General features: G+C 62.5%; 13 protein-coding genes and 2 pseudogenes. 7 read left to right on the top strand and 8 right to left on the bottom strand.

The window, feature by feature from the left end; all coding sequences use genetic code 11:
• Positions 1 to 96 precede the first annotated feature (96 nt).
• On the bottom strand, positions 97 to 2367 hold the full coding sequence (locus GRI58_RS11395) for a TonB-dependent receptor (protein WP_237452265.1): 2271 nt from the start codon (positions 2365 to 2367) through the stop codon (positions 97 to 99).
• Between the two features lie 470 nt (positions 2368 to 2837).
• On the opposite strand from GRI58_RS11395, the pseudogene GRI58_RS11390 reads away from it, so the two are divergent.
• A pseudogene (locus GRI58_RS11390) lies at positions 2838 to 3068 on the top strand (integrase core domain-containing protein); the annotation flags it as partial.
• Between the two features lie 11 nt (positions 3069 to 3079).
• On the opposite strand, the pseudogene GRI58_RS11385 reads toward GRI58_RS11390, so the two are convergent.
• Both GRI58_RS11385 and GRI58_RS11380 read right to left on the bottom strand, forming a co-directional pair.
• Positions 3080 to 3352 (bottom strand): annotated as a pseudogene (locus GRI58_RS11385) (IS3 family transposase); the annotation flags it as partial.
• Between the two features lie 32 nt (positions 3353 to 3384).
• The gene (locus tag GRI58_RS11380) at positions 3385 to 3648 is read right to left on the bottom strand and encodes a hypothetical protein (RefSeq protein WP_160753727.1); all 264 of its coding nucleotides are present in this window, start codon (positions 3646 to 3648) and stop codon (positions 3385 to 3387) included.
• 142 nt (positions 3649 to 3790) lie between these two features.
• On the opposite strand from GRI58_RS11380, the gene rpe reads away from it, so the two are divergent.
• The 6 genes from rpe (at position 3791) to dxs (ending at position 11348) form a co-directional block, all read left to right on the top strand.
• Entirely contained in the window at positions 3791 to 4453 is a 663-nt protein-coding gene (gene rpe, locus GRI58_RS11375; RefSeq protein ID WP_160753726.1) for a ribulose-phosphate 3-epimerase, read from the top strand.
• Entirely contained in the window at positions 4450 to 6324 is a 1875-nt protein-coding gene (locus GRI58_RS11370; RefSeq protein ID WP_160753725.1) for a heparinase II/III family protein, read from the top strand. The genes rpe and GRI58_RS11370 overlap by 4 nt, the downstream gene beginning before the upstream one ends.
• Before the next feature lie 8 nt (positions 6325 to 6332).
• On the top strand, positions 6333 to 7922 hold the full coding sequence (gene purH, locus GRI58_RS11365) for a bifunctional phosphoribosylaminoimidazolecarboxamide formyltransferase/IMP cyclohydrolase (RefSeq protein ID WP_160753766.1): 1590 nt from the start codon (positions 6333 to 6335) through the stop codon (positions 7920 to 7922).
• A 262-nt stretch (positions 7923 to 8184) separates the two neighbouring features.
• The gene (msrA, locus tag GRI58_RS11360; RefSeq protein ID WP_160753724.1) at positions 8185 to 8865 is read left to right on the top strand and encodes a peptide-methionine (S)-S-oxide reductase MsrA; all 681 of its coding nucleotides are present in this window, start codon (positions 8185 to 8187) and stop codon (positions 8863 to 8865) included.
• A gap of 51 nt (positions 8866 to 8916) precedes the next feature.
• Positions 8917 to 9378 carry a Fur family transcriptional regulator gene (locus GRI58_RS11355; RefSeq protein WP_160753723.1) on the top strand — a complete coding sequence of 154 codons (462 nt, stop codon included), beginning with the start codon at positions 8917 to 8919 and terminating at the stop codon, positions 9376 to 9378.
• A gap of 47 nt (positions 9379 to 9425) precedes the next feature.
• Positions 9426 to 11348 carry a 1-deoxy-D-xylulose-5-phosphate synthase gene (gene dxs / locus GRI58_RS11350; protein WP_160753722.1) on the top strand — a complete coding sequence of 641 codons (1923 nt, stop codon included), beginning with the start codon at positions 9426 to 9428 and terminating at the stop codon, positions 11346 to 11348.
• 51 nt (positions 11349 to 11399) lie between these two features.
• On the opposite strand, the gene GRI58_RS11345 is transcribed toward dxs, so the two are convergent.
• The 5 genes from GRI58_RS11345 to GRI58_RS11325 all read right to left on the bottom strand — a co-directional run bounded on the left by GRI58_RS11345 (position 11400) and on the right by GRI58_RS11325 (position 17325).
• Complete coding sequence (locus GRI58_RS11345; RefSeq protein WP_160753721.1) at positions 11400 to 12806, bottom strand: right-handed parallel beta-helix repeat-containing protein; 1407 nt, start codon at positions 12804 to 12806, stop codon at positions 11400 to 11402.
• Positions 12807 to 12937: 131 nt separating this feature from the next.
• On the bottom strand, positions 12938 to 13720 hold the full coding sequence (locus tag GRI58_RS11340; protein WP_160753720.1) for a class I SAM-dependent methyltransferase: 783 nt from the start codon (positions 13718 to 13720) through the stop codon (positions 12938 to 12940).
• A 169-nt stretch (positions 13721 to 13889) separates the two neighbouring features.
• Positions 13890 to 14573 (bottom strand): NnrU family protein, encoded by a 684-nt coding sequence (locus GRI58_RS11335; protein ID WP_160753719.1) that lies wholly within the window; start codon positions 14571 to 14573, stop codon positions 13890 to 13892.
• Positions 14574 to 14611: 38 nt separating this feature from the next.
• Positions 14612 to 15955 carry an amidohydrolase family protein gene (locus GRI58_RS11330; protein WP_160753718.1) on the bottom strand — a complete coding sequence of 448 codons (1344 nt, stop codon included), beginning with the start codon at positions 15953 to 15955 and terminating at the stop codon, positions 14612 to 14614.
• Positions 15952 to 17325 carry an amidohydrolase gene (locus GRI58_RS11325; protein WP_160753717.1) on the bottom strand — a complete coding sequence of 458 codons (1374 nt, stop codon included), beginning with the start codon at positions 17323 to 17325 and terminating at the stop codon, positions 15952 to 15954. The genes GRI58_RS11330 and GRI58_RS11325 overlap by 4 nt, the downstream gene beginning before the upstream one ends.
• Positions 17326 to 17332 lie beyond the last annotated feature (7 nt).

The raw sequence follows: 17332 nt of genomic DNA, 5'->3' as shown, positions 1-17332 counted from the left end.
ATGCGTGCGCAGATACGGAAGTGCAGAGACTGACCGCAAGCCAGCCTCCGCACACCACGGTAATTTTTGCAAATCGATGAAGGAGGTTGTCAGCCATCAGATTTTAGCCGTCAGGCTGATGCTCCACTCGCGTCCGGGTTGGAAGTGATACTGATCATTGCTGTTCATGACATCTCCCGGAGGGCCATCGTTGATGTCGATCTTGTTGACCGCTGTGCTGTCGAACAGATCGGAGACCGTCGCCTGCACGCCGAACCGACCGAAGCTGTAGCCTAGCGAAGCGATCGTGGTGTTGTATGCGGGGATACGATAAGCGCCGGTGTTGGCATCGTCGGCGTATTGTGCGCCGGTTACCTTGTCGATCACCGATGCCTTGACCGGGCCATGGTGGAACAGCACCCCGGCTGCCGCGGTCATATAGGGCGCATCCTTCACCTGCAGGCCGGTGTCGTTTGCCTCGGCGAAGTTGCGCGAGGCGTTGACAAACAGCGCCAGACCATTGTCGAACGCATAGGTCGCCTGACCTTCCACGCCTTTGTAGGTCACGCCGCCCTGATTGTAGAACACTGTGTCACCATTGATTTTCTGGCTGGCGAACTTGTTGTTGAAATCGATCTTGTACACATCTGCGTCGAGCGACAAATGCGATCCGTGGAAGACGAACCCCAGCTGATAGTTGGTGGAGGTTTCTGGCTGGACCGTGTTGTTCGACGGATCGTAATTGTACAACACGCTCAGCGGCGGCGCGAGGAAGCCCTTGGCGTATTGGGCATACAGCGCCAGCCGGTCGTTGGGCTGCCAATTGACCGTCAGGAACGGCAGCGTGTCGCTCCAGCTGGCGGTGAAGTTCGCCGGTGAGTGCGTTTTCTGATTGGCGATTGCGTTCAACTTGCGGGTAAAGTCGATATATTTGATCCCCGGCGTGATCTTGATCGTCGAGGTCGGGCGCAGTTCGAGTTCGGCGAACACCTGTTCCTGATTGCCGCGCGAATCCTGATCGTAATTAATGTATTTGGGGACACCGACAGGCGTTTTCTGGTTGTAATCGTAAGCCATCGCATCCGGCCCGCCATCGGTCATATCATACTGGTAGCGCTTGCGATGGGTGACGTTCCACTCGATCCAGCCACCCACTGTCAGCGTGGCCGGGCCGAGATCGAAGATACCCTTCAGGATATCGCCATAGGTGCGGTAGCTGTTGAGCTTGGTGTAGCCGGGGATGTGACCAATGTTCTTCGTGCCATCGGCGTTAGTGGTGGCATTGTCAGGACCAGCCGGAACCGTCGTATCTGCGACAGAGATCGTCGCATTGTTGTAGAAATAGGTATAGGCGCGGTTTTCGAGGCGCGATCCCGGCGCGATGTCGGCTTCGAGTGTCGCCACCTCGAAATCGGTCGTCTTGTCGGTGTAGTTGTAGCCGAAATATTGCGGGCTGTTCGGGTCGTTGTTGAGCTGGAACGTCTTGCCGTACTGGGCCTCTTGCGCCAGCGTGATCCCGTCATTGTCCGGCTGGTTGAAGTGGTTCTTGTTGTAGGTGGACAGCAAGGTCAGTGTGACCGACGGACCGATCGGGATGACGGCCTTGCCGAACAGATTGGTCTGGTGATAGCCCGAATAGGTCAGCCTCCCGTCGGTGGTGACATATTGTCCGCCGAGCAGCACTTCGGTACCGCCGAGGCTATCGATCTTACCCGATTGCACCATCGCGCGACCGAGGAAGGTATTGAAGCTGCCGTATTCGGCGCGGGCAGTCATTCCGGCATCGGCGCGCGTGGCGCGGCTGAACAGGTTGACGCTGCCGCCGAAGGTCGCCTGGCCGAGATTGGACGCATTGCCCGGGCCGCGATCGACCACCACCGTTTCGACCGTGTCGGACGGGAAGAAGGTGTTAGAGTGGTGCGAGGGATCATTGGTGTCGCCAAAGGGCACGCCGTCGTAGGTGATGTTGTATTCGCCGTCCTGGAAGCCGCGCAGACGACCTTTGCTTTCGCTGATCCCCATGCCGCCGTTGCCGCCACTGGTCGAAAAGCTCGGTGTAATCAGCGCAAGCTGGTTGAAATCGGCGGTTGCAGGCAGCGAATCTTCGATGAAGGAGCGCGACACAATGGCCTGCGGCTGGGTCGTTTCGAGCGAGGATGTAACCGGGGCGATCTCATTGGCGAGCGTAGCGGTAACAACGATGTCCGACCCCTCGGCGATACCGTTGTCGACTGGCCGCGATTGCGCGCTGTCGGTGGCGGCAGAGGCATCCGCTGCGGGGGCATCGGCAGCCGATGCGGGCTGTGCAATGATCGCGCCCCCGGCAATCAAAACCAATGTCGTGGATGTGAGCAGGCGCAATCGCGCCAGAGTGAAAGAGCTGCGCAAGACCGGATCCCTTATCCAAGCGGTGACGAGGGCTTGCGAGCTAGAATTCGACGGTGACAGTGTAGCTACGGTTTGATGACAATTTGACTATTACCGAAATGTAATTTTCATCCTCTCGAATGCGCCACATCCGAATGTTTCAGCCAAGTCTTTTCCAGTCCGCGCTCGATGAAATGTTTGCTTCCTGCATAAGCACACCCATAAGCCGATGGTATGTGTGCGGCCCAGTTTTCCTCACCAGTCTGTACCTGAATTGTCCCCCGTCAGCGCCTTTGGCACAGATTTGAGGCTATGATTTAAGGATGATTTGGGCCTCGTCGTAGTGAAGAAGGAACGAAGATGAAGCCCAAATCCTCAAGGTCCAAATTGCCTGCCGAGCAGGTCGTAAAGGACATCCGCCGTAAGACACGTCGGCATTTCTCTGCCGAAGACAAGATCCGCATTGTGCTCGTTGGTTTGCGCGGCGATGACCCTTCCATCCGCAGACCCAAGGCAAGATCGAGCGCTGGCACCAGACGCTCAAGAACCGCGTGCTGCTGCAGAACTACTTCCTGCCCGGTGATCTCGAAGAGCAGATCGAGGACTACAATCACCAGCGCTATCACGAGCACCTCGACAATGTGACACCCGCCGACGCCTACTTCGGCAGAGCACCCGCGATCATCAAACGACGAGAAAGGATCAAGCGAAAGACTGAGTAGCCCCGAGTTTTCTATACGCCTTCCGCTTTCAAAATCTGCTGCCGTTCGAACTCAACGGGCGACAGCATCCCGTTCTTGGCGTGCTTGCGCACCGGGTTGTAGAACATCTCGACGTAATCGAACACATCCTGCCGGGCTTCCTCGCGTGTTTTGTAAGTCCAGCGCCGGATGCGCTCGCGCTTGAGCGACAAGAAGAAGCTCTCGGCGGCGGCATTGTCATGGCAGTTGCCGCGTCGGCTCATCGAGTGCTCAAGATTGTGAGCCCGGATGAAGGCTGCCCAGTCCATTCAGGGTGCGCCACCTTCCGGCGTTCTCATCAGTCCCCTTCGTCGCTCATGGCCATCAGATCCATGAAATTGCGCGCGGCATCGCGTTCGGTTTCGTTCTCGAAAGCGACATCGAGGGCGGGTGCGTCGTCGAACATGTATAGCACGCACCACAGCGCGAAGCGCTTTGCACCTTCTTTCTCCAGGCCAAAGTCTACGTGGATTCGTTCGAGACCGGCAGCGACAGCGCGTGGCGTATGATCGCTGAGGTCGATGGTGGCGAAATAGCGCTGGAGCAGGTCGTCAAAGTTCATGGCGCCAACCGTGACGCTTCCACGCGCCCATCGCAAGTCGTATATAGTGCGGATTGCCTGTGGGGAACCGGGGATGACGCGTGGCAATTTGTCGCTGTGCTGCCTATCGCTGAAGCGTGTACACCAAGCGACAGGCACTTCCATGGCCGCTCCGCTGATAGCCCCTTCGATCCTCTCGGCCGACTTCGCGCGGCTTGGGGAAGAGGTGCGCGCGATCGATGCGGCGGGGGCGGATTGGATCCATATCGACGTGATGGACGGGCATTACGTGCCCAACCTTACCATCGGCCCGGCAGTGGTGAAGGCCTTGCGCCCTCATACCGACAAGCCGTTCGACGTTCATCTGATGATCTCCCCGGTCGACCAATATCTCGAGGCTTTCGCCGAGGCGGGGGCCGATCACCTGACGATCCATCCCGAGGCGGGGCCGCATATCCATCGCTCGCTGCAGGCTGTAAAGGCGCTCGGCAAGCAGGCGGGCGTGGTGCTCAATCCGGGTACGCCGGTCGATACGCTCGATTACGTCCTCGACATGGTCGATCTGGTGCTGATCATGAGCGTCAATCCCGGTTTCGGCGGCCAGAGCTTCATTCGCAGCCAGCTGGGCAAGATCGAGACCGTTCGCCGCATGATCGAGGATAGCGGGCGCGCGATCCGGCTGGAGGTCGATGGCGGCGTGGACCCGCAGACGGCGCGCGATTGCGTCAGTGCGGGGGCGGATGTGCTGGTCGCGGGGTCAGCCACTTTCAAGGGCGGGCCGGATTGTTATGCCGCCAATATCGCGGCGTTGAGAGGTGAGGCATGAGCGCAGCGGGTGAGGCTCTCAAGCGGGCGGATGCAGGATCGCAGGATTCCGACCCGACCCAGCCCGCGCTCCCGCTTTCGGCTGCGCGAGCCGAACCGCTCGCGGTCCCTCCACCCAAGGTCCCGGCGCCGACCGAACCGCCCGCCGAGCCGAGCCGCGCCTTGGTGGCGAGCGATTTCAGGCCACCTTCGGGCAATGCGCTCAACCGCGCAATCGTGTGGGCCTATCGTCTCGGCGTGCCCTGCGCGGTGCTCGCCGCGCCACTGCGGAAGCCGCAAGGTCTGCGTTTGCTCGGGACGGTCGAAACGCCACTTCAGGGCGATCGTGCGCAGGGTACGGCGCTGCGCGCGGGGCATTTCCTGATCTATGGCGCGCGCGTCGCGATCGGGGAGATGGATTTCGCGTCCTCGACCCGCACGCCGGCGCCGTTCCAGCGCGTCGTTCACGGGTTCGGCTGGCTGCGCGATCTCGCCAGCAGCGCGCCGCGCCCGCAATGTACCGCTACGGCCGAACGAGTCCTTCAACGCTGGATGGACCTCAATCCTGCCCCTGCGAAAGGTCCGGCATGGAGCGTTGAGCACACCGGCCAGCGTCTGCTTGCATGGCTTGTTCATGCGCCACTGATCCTTTCGAGCGAGGACAAACGCGAACGCCGCAGGATCCTGTCCGCGATGGACGAAACCGCGCGCTGGCTCGACCGGCAGATGGGCTCCGCCGAGGACAAGCTCGCCGCGCTGGCCGGATGGTGTGCGATCACTGCTGCCGGGATACTGTTGCCCGATGGCAAGCCGCGCCGCCTGTTCGGCGAATCGGGGCTGGTAAAGACGCTGGGCGAACTGGTCAGCGAGGATGGCGGCACGCTTTCGCGCAGTCCTCTGGCGCAGATGGATGCGATCGCGCTGCTGATTGATCTCAAAGCCTGCTATGCTGCGGTCGGGCGCACTCCGCCGCGCGCCATCGATACGATGCTGGGGTTGCTGGTGCCGCCGCTGCTCGCGCTGAGGCACGGCGATGGCGGGCTCGGTTCATGGCAGGGTGCAGGGGCCATTCCCGCCCACCGTCTTGCGTCATTGATCGAGGCCAGCGGAATCCGCACCCGTCCGGCGCGCGACACCAGGCACTGGGGTTATCAGCAGGTCAGCGCGGGGCGTTCGACCTTGCAAATCGATACCGCCCCGCCGCCGCGCCCGCGCGATGCGCGTTTCGGCTGCGCGTCGACGCTGGCGATGGAATTTTCGAGCGGCACCCAGCGGCTGATCATCAATTGCGGCGGCGCGGCCTGGGCCGGCGGACAGGTGCCGCTGCGCATCGAGCAGGGGCTGCGCGCCAGCGCGGCGCATTCGACGTTGACGCTGGACGATGCCAATTCCACCGCGATCCTGATCAAGGGCCAGATCGGCAAGGGCGTCGATACGGTCGACGTCACGCGCAAGACGGTGGAGGTTGGCGGCCGCCCGGCAACACGGATCGATGCCAGCCACGATGGCTATGTCTCGCGTTTCGGGCTGCTCCATCGGCGGATCCTGTTGCTGTCGGCCGATGGCGAGGAATTGCGCGGCGAGGATGTGTTGGAGCCGTACGCAAGGCGCGGTAAGCGCGGCAAGATCGGCTTTGCGATCCGCTTCCACATCGGGCCGGGGATCGAAATCGGCCTCGCCGAGGATGGGCGCGGCGCAGGTTTGGCGCTGCCCGACGGAAGTTACTGGCAGATGCGGCTCGGCGGCGATAATGCCGATGCGCAACTGACCCTGGAAGAAAGCCTGTGGGTCGATGGCGAGGGACGGCCGCAGCCGACCCAGCAACTTGTAATCGAGGGGCTAACCTCACGCGGCGGCGGAAGTTTCCCGTGGTTGCTCAAGAAAATGGGATAATAGTGAACATGACTGCCGTGACGATCCGCCGGGCGCTGCTTTCGGTGTCCGACAAGACTGGGCTTGTCGACCTTGGTCGCACTCTCGCCGCACGCGATGTCGAGCTGGTTTCGACCGGTGGCACTGCCAAGGCGCTGCGCGAAGCGGGGCTTGATGTGCGCGATGTTTCGGACCTTACCGGTTTTCCCGAAATGATGGACGGGCGGGTCAAGACGCTGCACCCGATGGTTCATGGCGGTCTGCTGGCGGTGCGCGACAATCCCGAACACGCGGCGGCGATGGAAGAACACGCCATCGGCGCAATCGACCTTGTGGTGGTCAATCTCTATCCCTTCGAACAGACCGTGATGCGCGGTGCGGGGCGCGACGAGGTGATCGAGAACATCGACATCGGCGGGCCGAGCATGGTGCGCAGCGCGGCCAAGAACCACGGCTTCGTGACGATCGTCACCGACCCGACAGATTATGCCGCGCTGACGGAAGAACTGAATTCAAGCGACGGCGCGACCTCGCTCGACTTCAGGAAGCGCATGGCAGCAAAGGCCTTTGCCGCAACCGCCGCCTATGACGCGGCGATCAGCCAGTGGTTCGCCTTTGCCGATCAGGGCGAGAAATTCCCTGCGCAGGTCAGCATGACCCGCGTTCTCTCCGGCTCGCTGCGCTATGGCGAGAACCCGCATCAGCAGGCTGCGCTGTATCTCCCGCGCGGGCCGCACACGCCCGGTCTTCCGCAGGCCGAACAAGTGCAGGGCAAGGAGCTGAGCTACAACAATTACAACGACGCCAATGCCGCGTTCGAACTGGCGGCGGAATTCCGCGGGCAAGCTCCGGCGGTGGTGATCGTCAAGCATGCCAACCCCTGCGGCGTGGCCCAGCGGGGCACGCTTCTGGAGGCGTGGGAAGATGCGCTGGCATGCGACAGCGTCTCGGCCTTTGGCGGGATCGTCGCGACCAATGTGCCGCTCGACGGGCCGACGGCGGAAGCGATCTGCCAGATCTTTACCGAAGTGGTCGTCGCGCCCGGCGCAGACGATGCGGCGAAGGCGGCTTTTGCAAAGAAGAAGAACCTGCGCCTCCTGCTGACCGACGACCTGCCCGACCCGCGTCGTTCCGGTCAGATGATGTCGATCGTCGCCGGGGGCATATTGGTGCAGGATCGCGACAATGGCGCGATCGCTGCCGATGACCTGAAGGTCGTCACCAAGCGTGCGCCGACCGAGCAGGAATTGAAGGATTGCCTGTTCGCCTGGACCGTGGCGCGCCACGTCAAGTCGAACGCGATCGTCTATGCCAAGGACGGCGCGACTGCCGGGATTGGCGCGGGCCAGATGAACCGCCGCGATTCCAGCCGCATCGCGGCAATGAAGGCAGCCGAAGCGGCGGAGAAATACGGCTGGGCGCAATCGCATACGGTGGGCAGCGCTGTGGCTTCGGACGCGTTTTTCCCCTTCGCCGACGGTCTGCTGGCCGCCGCAGAAGCGGGCGCGACGGCGGTGATCCAGCCGGGTGGTTCTATCCGTGACGAGGAGGTGATCGCCGCCGCCGACGAGGCGGGACTGGCGATGGTCTTCACCGGGATGCGCCACTTCCGCCACTGATCCCGGCTTTCAGCGGACGCATTGGAAGGCATGCGACCTAAAGAAATTCTTGCCTGAATGCGCCACAACCGGCGCGTTCACCACCTTGTAACGCTTGATCGCGTAACCAAGTGGCATATTGAAACGCAATACACGCAGAAGACAAGATCATGGCATTTTTCAGGACAGACCTCGCCCGCAATCTGGGCATCGGCTTTTTCGCCGGGACGATTCTCGCAATCGTTGCCAATCCCGCGTTTGCCCACGCGGTGACGTCGATCCTGTGAGCGACTGGGGCCGCCTCGCACTTGCCATTGGACTCAGTCTGACGCTGGGTGCCTGTGCGCAGGCGGTGTCCGCCGAGCCGGTTGTCCAGGCACCCGCTGCCACCCGCACCTCACATGAAACCGGCGGGCTTAAAACGGCGATTTTCGCTGGCGGTTGCTATTGGGGTGTCGAGGATGTCTTCAGCCATGTGAAAGGTGTGAAGAGCGCCGTTTCGGGCTTCCATGGCGGCAAGGCTTCGACTGCGAATTATGGGCAGGTTTCTACCGGCACCACCAATCATGCCGAATCGGTCAAGGTCATCTATGATCCCAAACAGGTGCGTTACGACCAGCTGTTGCGAGTGTTTTTCTCAGTCATCGCCGACCCGACGCTGAAGAACCGCCAAGGCCCCGATGTCGGACCGCAATATCGTTCCGCGCTGGTCCCACTATCGGCGGAGCAGAACGCTGTCGCCAAGGCCTATCTCGCGCAACTCGGCAAGTCGGGGCTGTGGAAGCGTCCCATCGTGACCCGGATCGAGCGCGGACAAGCGTTCTATCCTGCGCCAGCCTATCATCAGGATTTTGCCGAGAAGAACCCCAACAACGGCTATATTCGCCGCTGGGATGCGCCGAAAGTGGTGGCGCTGCAAAAGCTCTACCCCGCACTCTATACCCCTCGCTTCCAGCCCAATTGAACCGGTGCTTGGGTCTTGCACCCGCGGCACCGAGAGCATAGCTGGAACAGTATGAGCGGGCACAGTCACCAGGAACATTCGGGCGAGGATCTGCTTGCTGCGGCGCAGAACGCGCTGACCGGCAACGGTGAGCAATGGACCGGAATGCGCGAGGCAGTTTTCGCCGAGCTAGCGCGGCACGAGATTCCCGCCTCTGCCTATGATATTGCCGACAATCTGTCGCAGGCGCGCGGCAAGCGCGTGGCCCCCAACACCGTCTATCGCATCCTCGACCTGTTCGTGCGGACCAACCTCGCCAACCGGATCGAAAGCGCCAACGCCTTCCTCGTCAACACCCATCCCGGCTGCCATCACGACTGCATTTTCCTGATCTGCGACGATTGCGGAAAAGCCACCCATCTCGACGACGAGCGCGTCACCGGTGCGCTGCGCGAAGCGGGCCGCGACGCCGGTTTTGCCGATGTCCGCCCGGTCGTCGAACTGCGCGGATTGTGCGAGGATTGCGCCAACTAGCGCTGCCAATCGACAGCGTCGAGAAGCCGGTGTAAGACCTTCTGCTTATGAGTGAACGTCCCGAAACTCCGTTACTGGATACGATTGCAACGCCGCAGGAATTGCGCCGGCTGGACAAGAGCCAGCTGCGCCAGCTGTGCGACGAATTGCGTGCCGAAATGATCGACGCGGTGGGCACCACCGGCGGCCATCTGGGTTCCGGCCTCGGCGTGGTCGAACTGACCGCGGCGATCCATTATGTCTTCAACACGCCCGATGACCGGCTGGTATGGGACGTGGGCCATCAGGCCTATCCGCACAAGATCCTGACCGGGCGGCGCGACCGCATCCGCACCCTGCGCCAGGGCGGCGGCCTCAGTGGTTTCACCAAGCGCAGCGAGAGCGAATACGATCCTTTCGGCGCAGCGCACAGCTCCACCTCGATCAGCGCGGCGCTGGGCTTTGCCGTCGCCAACAAGCTGACCGGATCGCCCGGCAAGGGGATCGCGGTGATCGGCGACGGTGCGATGAGCGCCGGCATGGCCTATGAGGCGATGAACAACGCCGAGCAGGCGGGCAACCGTCTGGTGGTGATCCTCAATGACAACGACATGTCGATTGCCCCGCCCGTGGGCGGGCTGTCGGCCTATCTCGCGCGGATGGTGTCCTCCAGCGAGTATCTCGGGCTGAGGAGCCTTGCGTCCAAGCTGGCGAAGAAGCTCTCTCGCCGGGTGCATTCGGGTCTCGAAAAGGCGGAGGAATACACCCGCGGCATGGTGACCGGCGGGACCATGTTCGAGGAATTGGGCTTCTATTACGTCGGCCCGATCGACGGGCACAATCTCGATCATCTGATCCCGGTGCTCGAAAACGTGCGCGACAGCGAGCACGGGCCGATCCTGGTCCATGTCGTGACCACCAAGGGCAAGGGCTATGCCCCGGCGGAAAACAGCGCCGACAAATATCACGGCGTCGCCAAGTTCGACGTGATCACCGGCGAGCAGAAGAAAAGCTCCGGCGGCCCGCCGTCGTACCAGAACGTGTTCGGCGAAACGCTGGCCAAGCTGGCAGAAACCGACGACCGCATCTGCGCCATCACCGCCGCCATGCCGAGCGGGACGGGCGTTGATAAATTCGCCGCCGCGCATCCCGAGCGCGCCTTCGATGTCGGCATCGCAGAACAGCATGGCGTCACCTTCGCTGCCGGGCTCGCCGCGCAGGGGATGCGGCCGTTCGCAGCGATCTATTCGACCTTCCTCCAGCGCGCCTTCGACCAGGTGGTTCACGATGTCGCGATCCAGAATCTACCGGTGCGCTTCGCGATCGACCGCGCCGGGCTGGTCGGCGCCGACGGGGCGACCCATGCGGGCAGCTTCGACATCACCTATCTTGCAACCCTGCCCAATTTCGTGGTGATGGCCGCCGCCGACGAGGCGGAGCTGGTCCATATGACCTATACGGCGGCCGAATATGACGACGGCCCGATCGCCTTCCGCTATCCGCGCGGGAGCGGCGTGGGCGTGCCTCTGCCCGAGGTTCCGGAGAAGCTGGAAATCGGCAAGGGCCGCGTGGTGCGCGAAGGCACCAAGGTCGCGCTGCTATCACTGGGCACCCGCCTGCACGAGGCGCTGAAAGCCGCCGACCTGCTGGAGGCCAAGGGGCTTTCGACCACGGTCGCCGATCTGCGCTTTGCCAAGCCGCTCGACACCGATCTGATCGACCGACTGATGCGCAGCCACGAGGTGGTGGTGACGGTCGAAGAAGGCAGCATTGGCGGCCTCGGCGCGCATGTGCTGACCCACGCCAGCGATACCGGCATGACCGACACGGGACTCAAGATCCGCACCATGCGCCTGCCTGATATGTTCCAGGACCAGGACGATCCGACCAAGCAATATGACGAGGCGAAACTCAACGCCCCGCATATCGTGGACACGGTGCTCAGCGCGCTGCGCCACAACAGCGCGGGGGTCGAGGAAGCGCGGGCTTAGTTGCATGGGACCGATGTCGTCGGCGGACGGTTGGCTATCGGGCTCCGCAGCTCAATTCGGGGAACGGGGCGTATTTCTGCGAGAATAAGAACCGCCGACAATTCGGGTGTTACGACAAGCGGACATCCGTAGCGCATCAAAACCCTGCGCAATGGCGACATTGTTCTCCAGCATCGTGTTGTCGCATCCGGCGAGGTCGATGGCATAATTGGTGTGGCCTGTATTGCGTGCGGTGATGCCTACAATCCTGATTCCGGAAAGAACGTTTGTGCCATTGCCTGTCAGGCCTACAGTAGAAGCGGATGCACTGAGATATTGACCGCCATCGATGTCGATGCTGGATTGCGAGGCGTCGTCCGCATATGCGAAAAAAGCACGCCCGCCGCCAAGCGCGCTGACATTGCAGCGGGCGACGCTGACGTTACTGCTGTCATGGATGTAGATACCGCTGCCCTGCAGCGCCAGGCCGCCGGGGCCTGAACCATTGTTTTCCGGAGGCAGTTCAACCGTGTTGTCCGCCAGCGCTGCGCCGCCAGACGAACTGGATATCGTAATACCGTCGCCTTGGACCATACCCATTATCTTGTTGTTCGACACGATGATTTGATCTGGGCCAGCCGGAACGCCGTTGATGCCGATTGCGGCGGGAACAAGCGTTCGAATTCTCGTCTCGATACAACAATTGGACACCGTGTTGGACACGATGACCGTTCCACCGGCAAAGGAGCCGACGACATAGATGCCGGCGCCCTTCGCGCCGCCACGTGCTGATCCGCTAATGGCATTGATGCGATTGGCAATGATCCGGTTGCGCGAGTTGTCGCGCCCCCCAACGCCCGGAAGATAGACCGCAACGCCATAGGCTTTGTGGCCCCGTATTTCGTTATGTGCGACGAGATTGTCGGTCGGGATTCTTCCCGCGTAGGGATCCTGAATCAAGATCCCGTGATCAGCGCCCCCTGCGCACTCGTTGTCGGTTATCACATTGTTTTTCGCCTCATTGTAGATGGTGATATCGGCGCTGTCTTGAAGTGTGGCCTGAAAATCTTGGAAGCGATTTCGAGCTACCAGGCAGCGGTCAGATTCGTTCAGCAACACCCCTGACCATTGCATGCATGTGAAGATGCAATCCTCGACGGCGCATAATGTACAGTTCTGGAAATGGACCGCGCCCACGCTTGCCGATTTGCCCTGCGTCGCCTGCACGAAGGCGATCCCAGAGATCCGCACCGCCGATTTGCCGACTGCGGCGACGATATTGATATCCGGCGTGGTCAGGATGATGGTCACGCCCTTGCCGCCGATCAGCTCCGTACCAGCGCCACAAACGAGGGTAGCTCCGATGTGATAAGTTCCGGGCGCGAACATAACCTTCCGCGATCTGTTGATCGCCGCCTGGATCAATTTGGCGTCATCGCTATGGCCCGGCGAGACCGTGATTGATGCAGGATCGGACATTGCGGTTCCCATGCAAAGATGTGGATGTATCCAAGCTGTAAAAGACGCGGCGGCGTCTTTGACCAAAACGTAGTACTTGATATGCCTTGCCGGTGCCGGTCAACGCAGTCATGCTGAGATTGGGAAGGATCCTAATCGCGCCAAGCTGTAATAAGGCGCAGCGGGCCAACGAAGAACGGCTGGGTTCGCAGCTGGCCATACCTTGCATCCCATGTCCCGCTTTCGAGATCGCGCGATAGTTCGCGCACGAAGCGTTCCACAGCCGCCTCTGGCACAAGGCTCCAGCTTGAACACGCCAGCCGCGCTTCGGGATCGAGAAACGCCTCGGGTCTTCCGTAATAGGCTTCGTTGAACCCGTCGTGGCAATCGAGTGGAATGGGCACGGGTTGCACCTCGACATCGCCACCCAGTCCCGCTGTCAGTCGGGCAATCGCAGGAAAGCGGCTTGCCTCTACTGCGCGCACTTCGGGGATGTAGTCGTTGAGCCAGTAATCCTGCATCCGCTCGGGGTCGCAGACCAGCAGCACCACCGGCCCGCGCGTGACGCGGCGCATTTCGGCAAGGCCCTGTTCGAGGTCGGACCATTGGTGGACCGTCACGCTCGCCATTGCGGCATCGAAACTGTTGTCGGGAAACGGCAGGTCTTCGGCGACCGCATCGATAGCGCGGGTGAGATGCGCCGGACGTTGCCCGCGCATGGAGGCCGATGGCTCGACCGCCGTAACCTCGCGGTCCGAGGGTTCGTAGGAACCTGCGCCCGCCCCGACATTGAGCACCTTGCGCGCATTGCCCAATGCGGCGAGTATCTGCGCGGCGATTGTCGGGTCGGGCTGGCGATAGCGCGCGTAGCTGCTGCCGATTTCGCCATAGTCGACGTCCCCCGCGCTGCCATCCGTTCGACGTTGCCGTGTCATCGTGACCCGTTTCCTACCCCGCGCCGAAACCGTAGCGTGTCCGGCGCTCTTTCTCACTGTCGATCTGCTCGAACATAGCCCCAATCAGGCCGGGACTTTTTACGCTCAGGACCGTGTTCCATGTGTTCCATATCGTTGGACTGGCACGGCGCGAAATCCTCTTTCCGTCCTACAGGAGCCAGCGCCAGATGCCCGCAGGCACGCCGGCCGAGCTGATATGGACCCAGGTGAACACAAGCCAGCCGACGATTGCGGTCAGCCACAGCATCCCGCCAGCGCGGGGGAGCTGGCTCAAGCGCGGCCAATAGCTGGTCCTGGCTTCCCACGCGGCCCATCCTTCGCCCATCAGCGCAGCCTTCTTGCGGTCTTGCAAATGCGCGCCGACCAGCGCCAGCACCAGCACGGCACCCGCCAGGATCACGGTGCGCCAGTCCCACCACAACACGATATGGGCGATGGCCCAAAGCGCAAAACCCCACATCATCGGGTGGCGCGTCGTAAGGAAGGCGCCGGTCGGTTCACGGCTGGCCGCGAGCGCGTCCGCACCCGGTGCGGGCATGGCCGGATTCTTCCAGAAGGCGCCGAACAGCAGCACCAGCGCGGGCAGAGTCAGGACGGTGGCGATTATCCAGCCGATTTCTCCTGTCGCGCCGCCCAGATCGCCTGCCGGCGCGGCGCGAAACGCCAGCACCATCCAGCCGAGCGTGGCGAAGGCCACCAGCGAATAGAGCAGCATGAATCCTGTCTCGCCGATTGCCCGCACCAGTGGCGCGCGCAAAGGGTGCGACAGCGCGAAATGCGTGCCGACGAAGGCAATGCTCGCTGCCAGCAGTGAAGTAAGCGCAGGTTCCATGTTTCGTCTTCCCCCGAACGACCCTGCCTTACCCCATACTACCAATCATAGGCTTTCGGTAGCTGGCTGGTGTCGAGCGTCTTGTAGCGGTCACGTAGCCGGGTCTGGTGGTTGTCGCGCGGCTGTTCGACCCCGTCGATGAACACCCGTTCGGGCGCGGTCGACAGTTCGAGCGGGTCGCCGTCCCATATCACCACATCGCCCGCCGCACCCGGCTTGAGCACGCCGAAGCGGCCGCTATAGCCGGCGATCTGCGCCGGGACCGAGGTGATCGCGGCCAAGGCCTGCCCCCAGCTCAGTCCGCTGGCTCCGGGGATTTTGGTCAGCGCGACCAGATTGCCCGCGAATTGCGGCAAATTGCGCGGCTGGTCGCCGGTGGTCCCGGCAAGATTTCCGACCGCGACGGTCACGCCCGCGCGCATCATCCGACCGACATTGCTCTGGGTCGCGGCAAGCTGTTCGAAGCTGGCGGGCAGGTCGTCGAGCGCATCGGCGATCACCGGAACCTGCGCCGCGGCAATGGCATCGGCGGCACGCCAGCCTTCGCTCGCGCCGACCAGCACCAGCTTCAGCTTGGGAAATTCCTGCTTCAAGCGCAGGACCGAGCGAATATCCGCATCGCGCTCGACATGCACATAGAGCGGCTGTTCACCGTTCACCACCGGCACCAGTGCGGCGGCGTCGAAACGGTTGAGCAGCGCATCCTCTCCGCGCGCCACGCCATTGTCGACCATGCGCGGGTCGCTCTTGCCGCTCGCAAGCTTTGCGTCCGCGCCATATTGCCGTGCCTCGCGGAGCGCGTTGCGCAGTTCGGCCTGCGCGCTCACCCGGCTGCCACCGGCAAGCCGCGCGCCATATTCGCCCAGCGCGACCAGTTGGAAGGCGCGCGGGCGCACCACCATGTCAGGGTCCGCGCCAAGATCGACCACCGCGCCCTGCCCGCCGAAAATCGAACTGGCGGGCCGTTCATATACGCTGGCGCGGGTCACCCCGCCGTCGCGCGTTACCGCCACGCCCTGCGACCACGGATTGAGCGCAGGCGTCACATCGAGCGCCGCACCGAAAGGCGAACCGCGCGCGGCTGTGTCGTTCGATTCGGACACCCCGTCGACATCCGACAGGCCGAGGGTGGTCATCGAAGCGAACAGGCCGGGGGTCACCCATTTGCCGGTCCCGTCGATCGCCGTGACGCCTTGCGGCACGGCCACATCCGGCCCGGCAGCGATCACCTTGCCGCCGCGAACGAGGACTGTGGCGTGCTGGATCGGTTCGGAACCGTCGCCGGTCGCGACGGTGGCGTTGGTGATCGCCAGATCCTGTGCCATCGTCGGCGATGCGAAGGCCGCGAGCGACGCGGCGGCGAGCAAGCTGCGGCGGATCATTTCACGTCTCCTTCGCCAACCTGGCCAAGCTCGAAATCGCTCACCGGGCGCAGTTTACGGTTGTCGGCATCATACAGCAGCGCGCCGTCGATCCAGACCTTTTCGGGCCGCGAATAGACGCTCAGCGGATTGCCGTTCCACAGCACCACATCGGCCATCTTGCCCGCTTCCAGGCTGCCGGTCATCGCGTCGATGCCCATCGCGTGCGCGGGGTTCAGCGTCAGCCAGCGGATCACTTCGGCGTCGGGGATCACGATCCCCATCCGGCGCCCGGCAGCCTGCGCCTTGGCGGCTTCCTGATTGAGGCGCTGGATACCGTTCTCGTCGTCCGAATGGATGACGACGCAGGCCCCTTCCTTCCACAGCAGCGCGGCGTTTTCGGGAATGCCGTCATAGCTTTCCATCTTGAAGCCAGACCAGTCCGCCCAGATCGCCGAACAGATATCGTTCTGTTTGAGCAGGTCGCCGATCTTGTAGGCTTCGACCGCGTGATGGAAGGCGGTGACGCGATAGCCCATCTCCTTGGCCATATCGATAACCTGCGCCATCTCGTCGGCGCGATAGCAGTGATTGTGCACCAGAATCTTGCCGTCGAGCACGCCCTTGAGCGTTTCCTTGCCCAGATCGCGCTTCTTGCCGTCGTAGCCCTTGGCATCGAGCCAGGTCTGGCGATCGACCGCGAAATTGCCCATCCGGGTCGAAGGCATCCGGCCCTTGGAGCCATAGACGCGCTTGGGGTTCTCCCCGCAGGCCATCTTGAAGCCATAGGGCGCGCCGGGGAACTTCATTCCCTGAACCGTGCGGCTGGGCACATTCTTGAGGATCGCCGAACGCCCGCCCATCAGGTTCGCCGAACCGGGGAGGATCTGCAGCGCCGTCACCCCGCCATTGGCGAGCGCACGGCTAAAACCGGGGTCCTGCGGCCATACCGAATGCTCGGCCCAGACCTGCGGCGTGGTCGGTGCGGTGGCTTCGTTGCCATCGGACTGCGCGCTCACGCTGGGGCTGGGATAGACGCCGAGGTGGCTGTGGATGTCGATGATGCCCGGAGTGACGAACTTGCCGGTGCCGTCGATCCGGTCATAGCCTTCGGTCGATAGCGAGGCATCGCCGACCGCAACCAGCTTGCCGTCGCGCAGCAACACCGTGCCGTTGTCGATCCGCCCGCCCTTGCCGTCGTACACCGTGGCGCCGACCAGCGCGGTCGGTCGACCCGGATAGGCGCGATAGGTCGATGGATAGGGGTCGGCCTGCTCAGGCGTGAGCGCGGCTGCATTGCTCGCCGTTTTCGGGCCGTCTCCGGCATAGGCCGTGGCGCAGGCGGATAGCGCGAGCGCCAGCCCGCCTGCAATCAAGCTGTTCCTAAGCATCGTATCT

It is taken from the genome of Qipengyuania algicida, assembly GCF_009828025.1.
Taxonomy (GTDB): Bacteria; Pseudomonadota; Alphaproteobacteria; order Sphingomonadales; family Sphingomonadaceae; genus Qipengyuania; species Qipengyuania algicida.
This window is presented reverse-complemented; position numbering and strand designations above follow the sequence as displayed.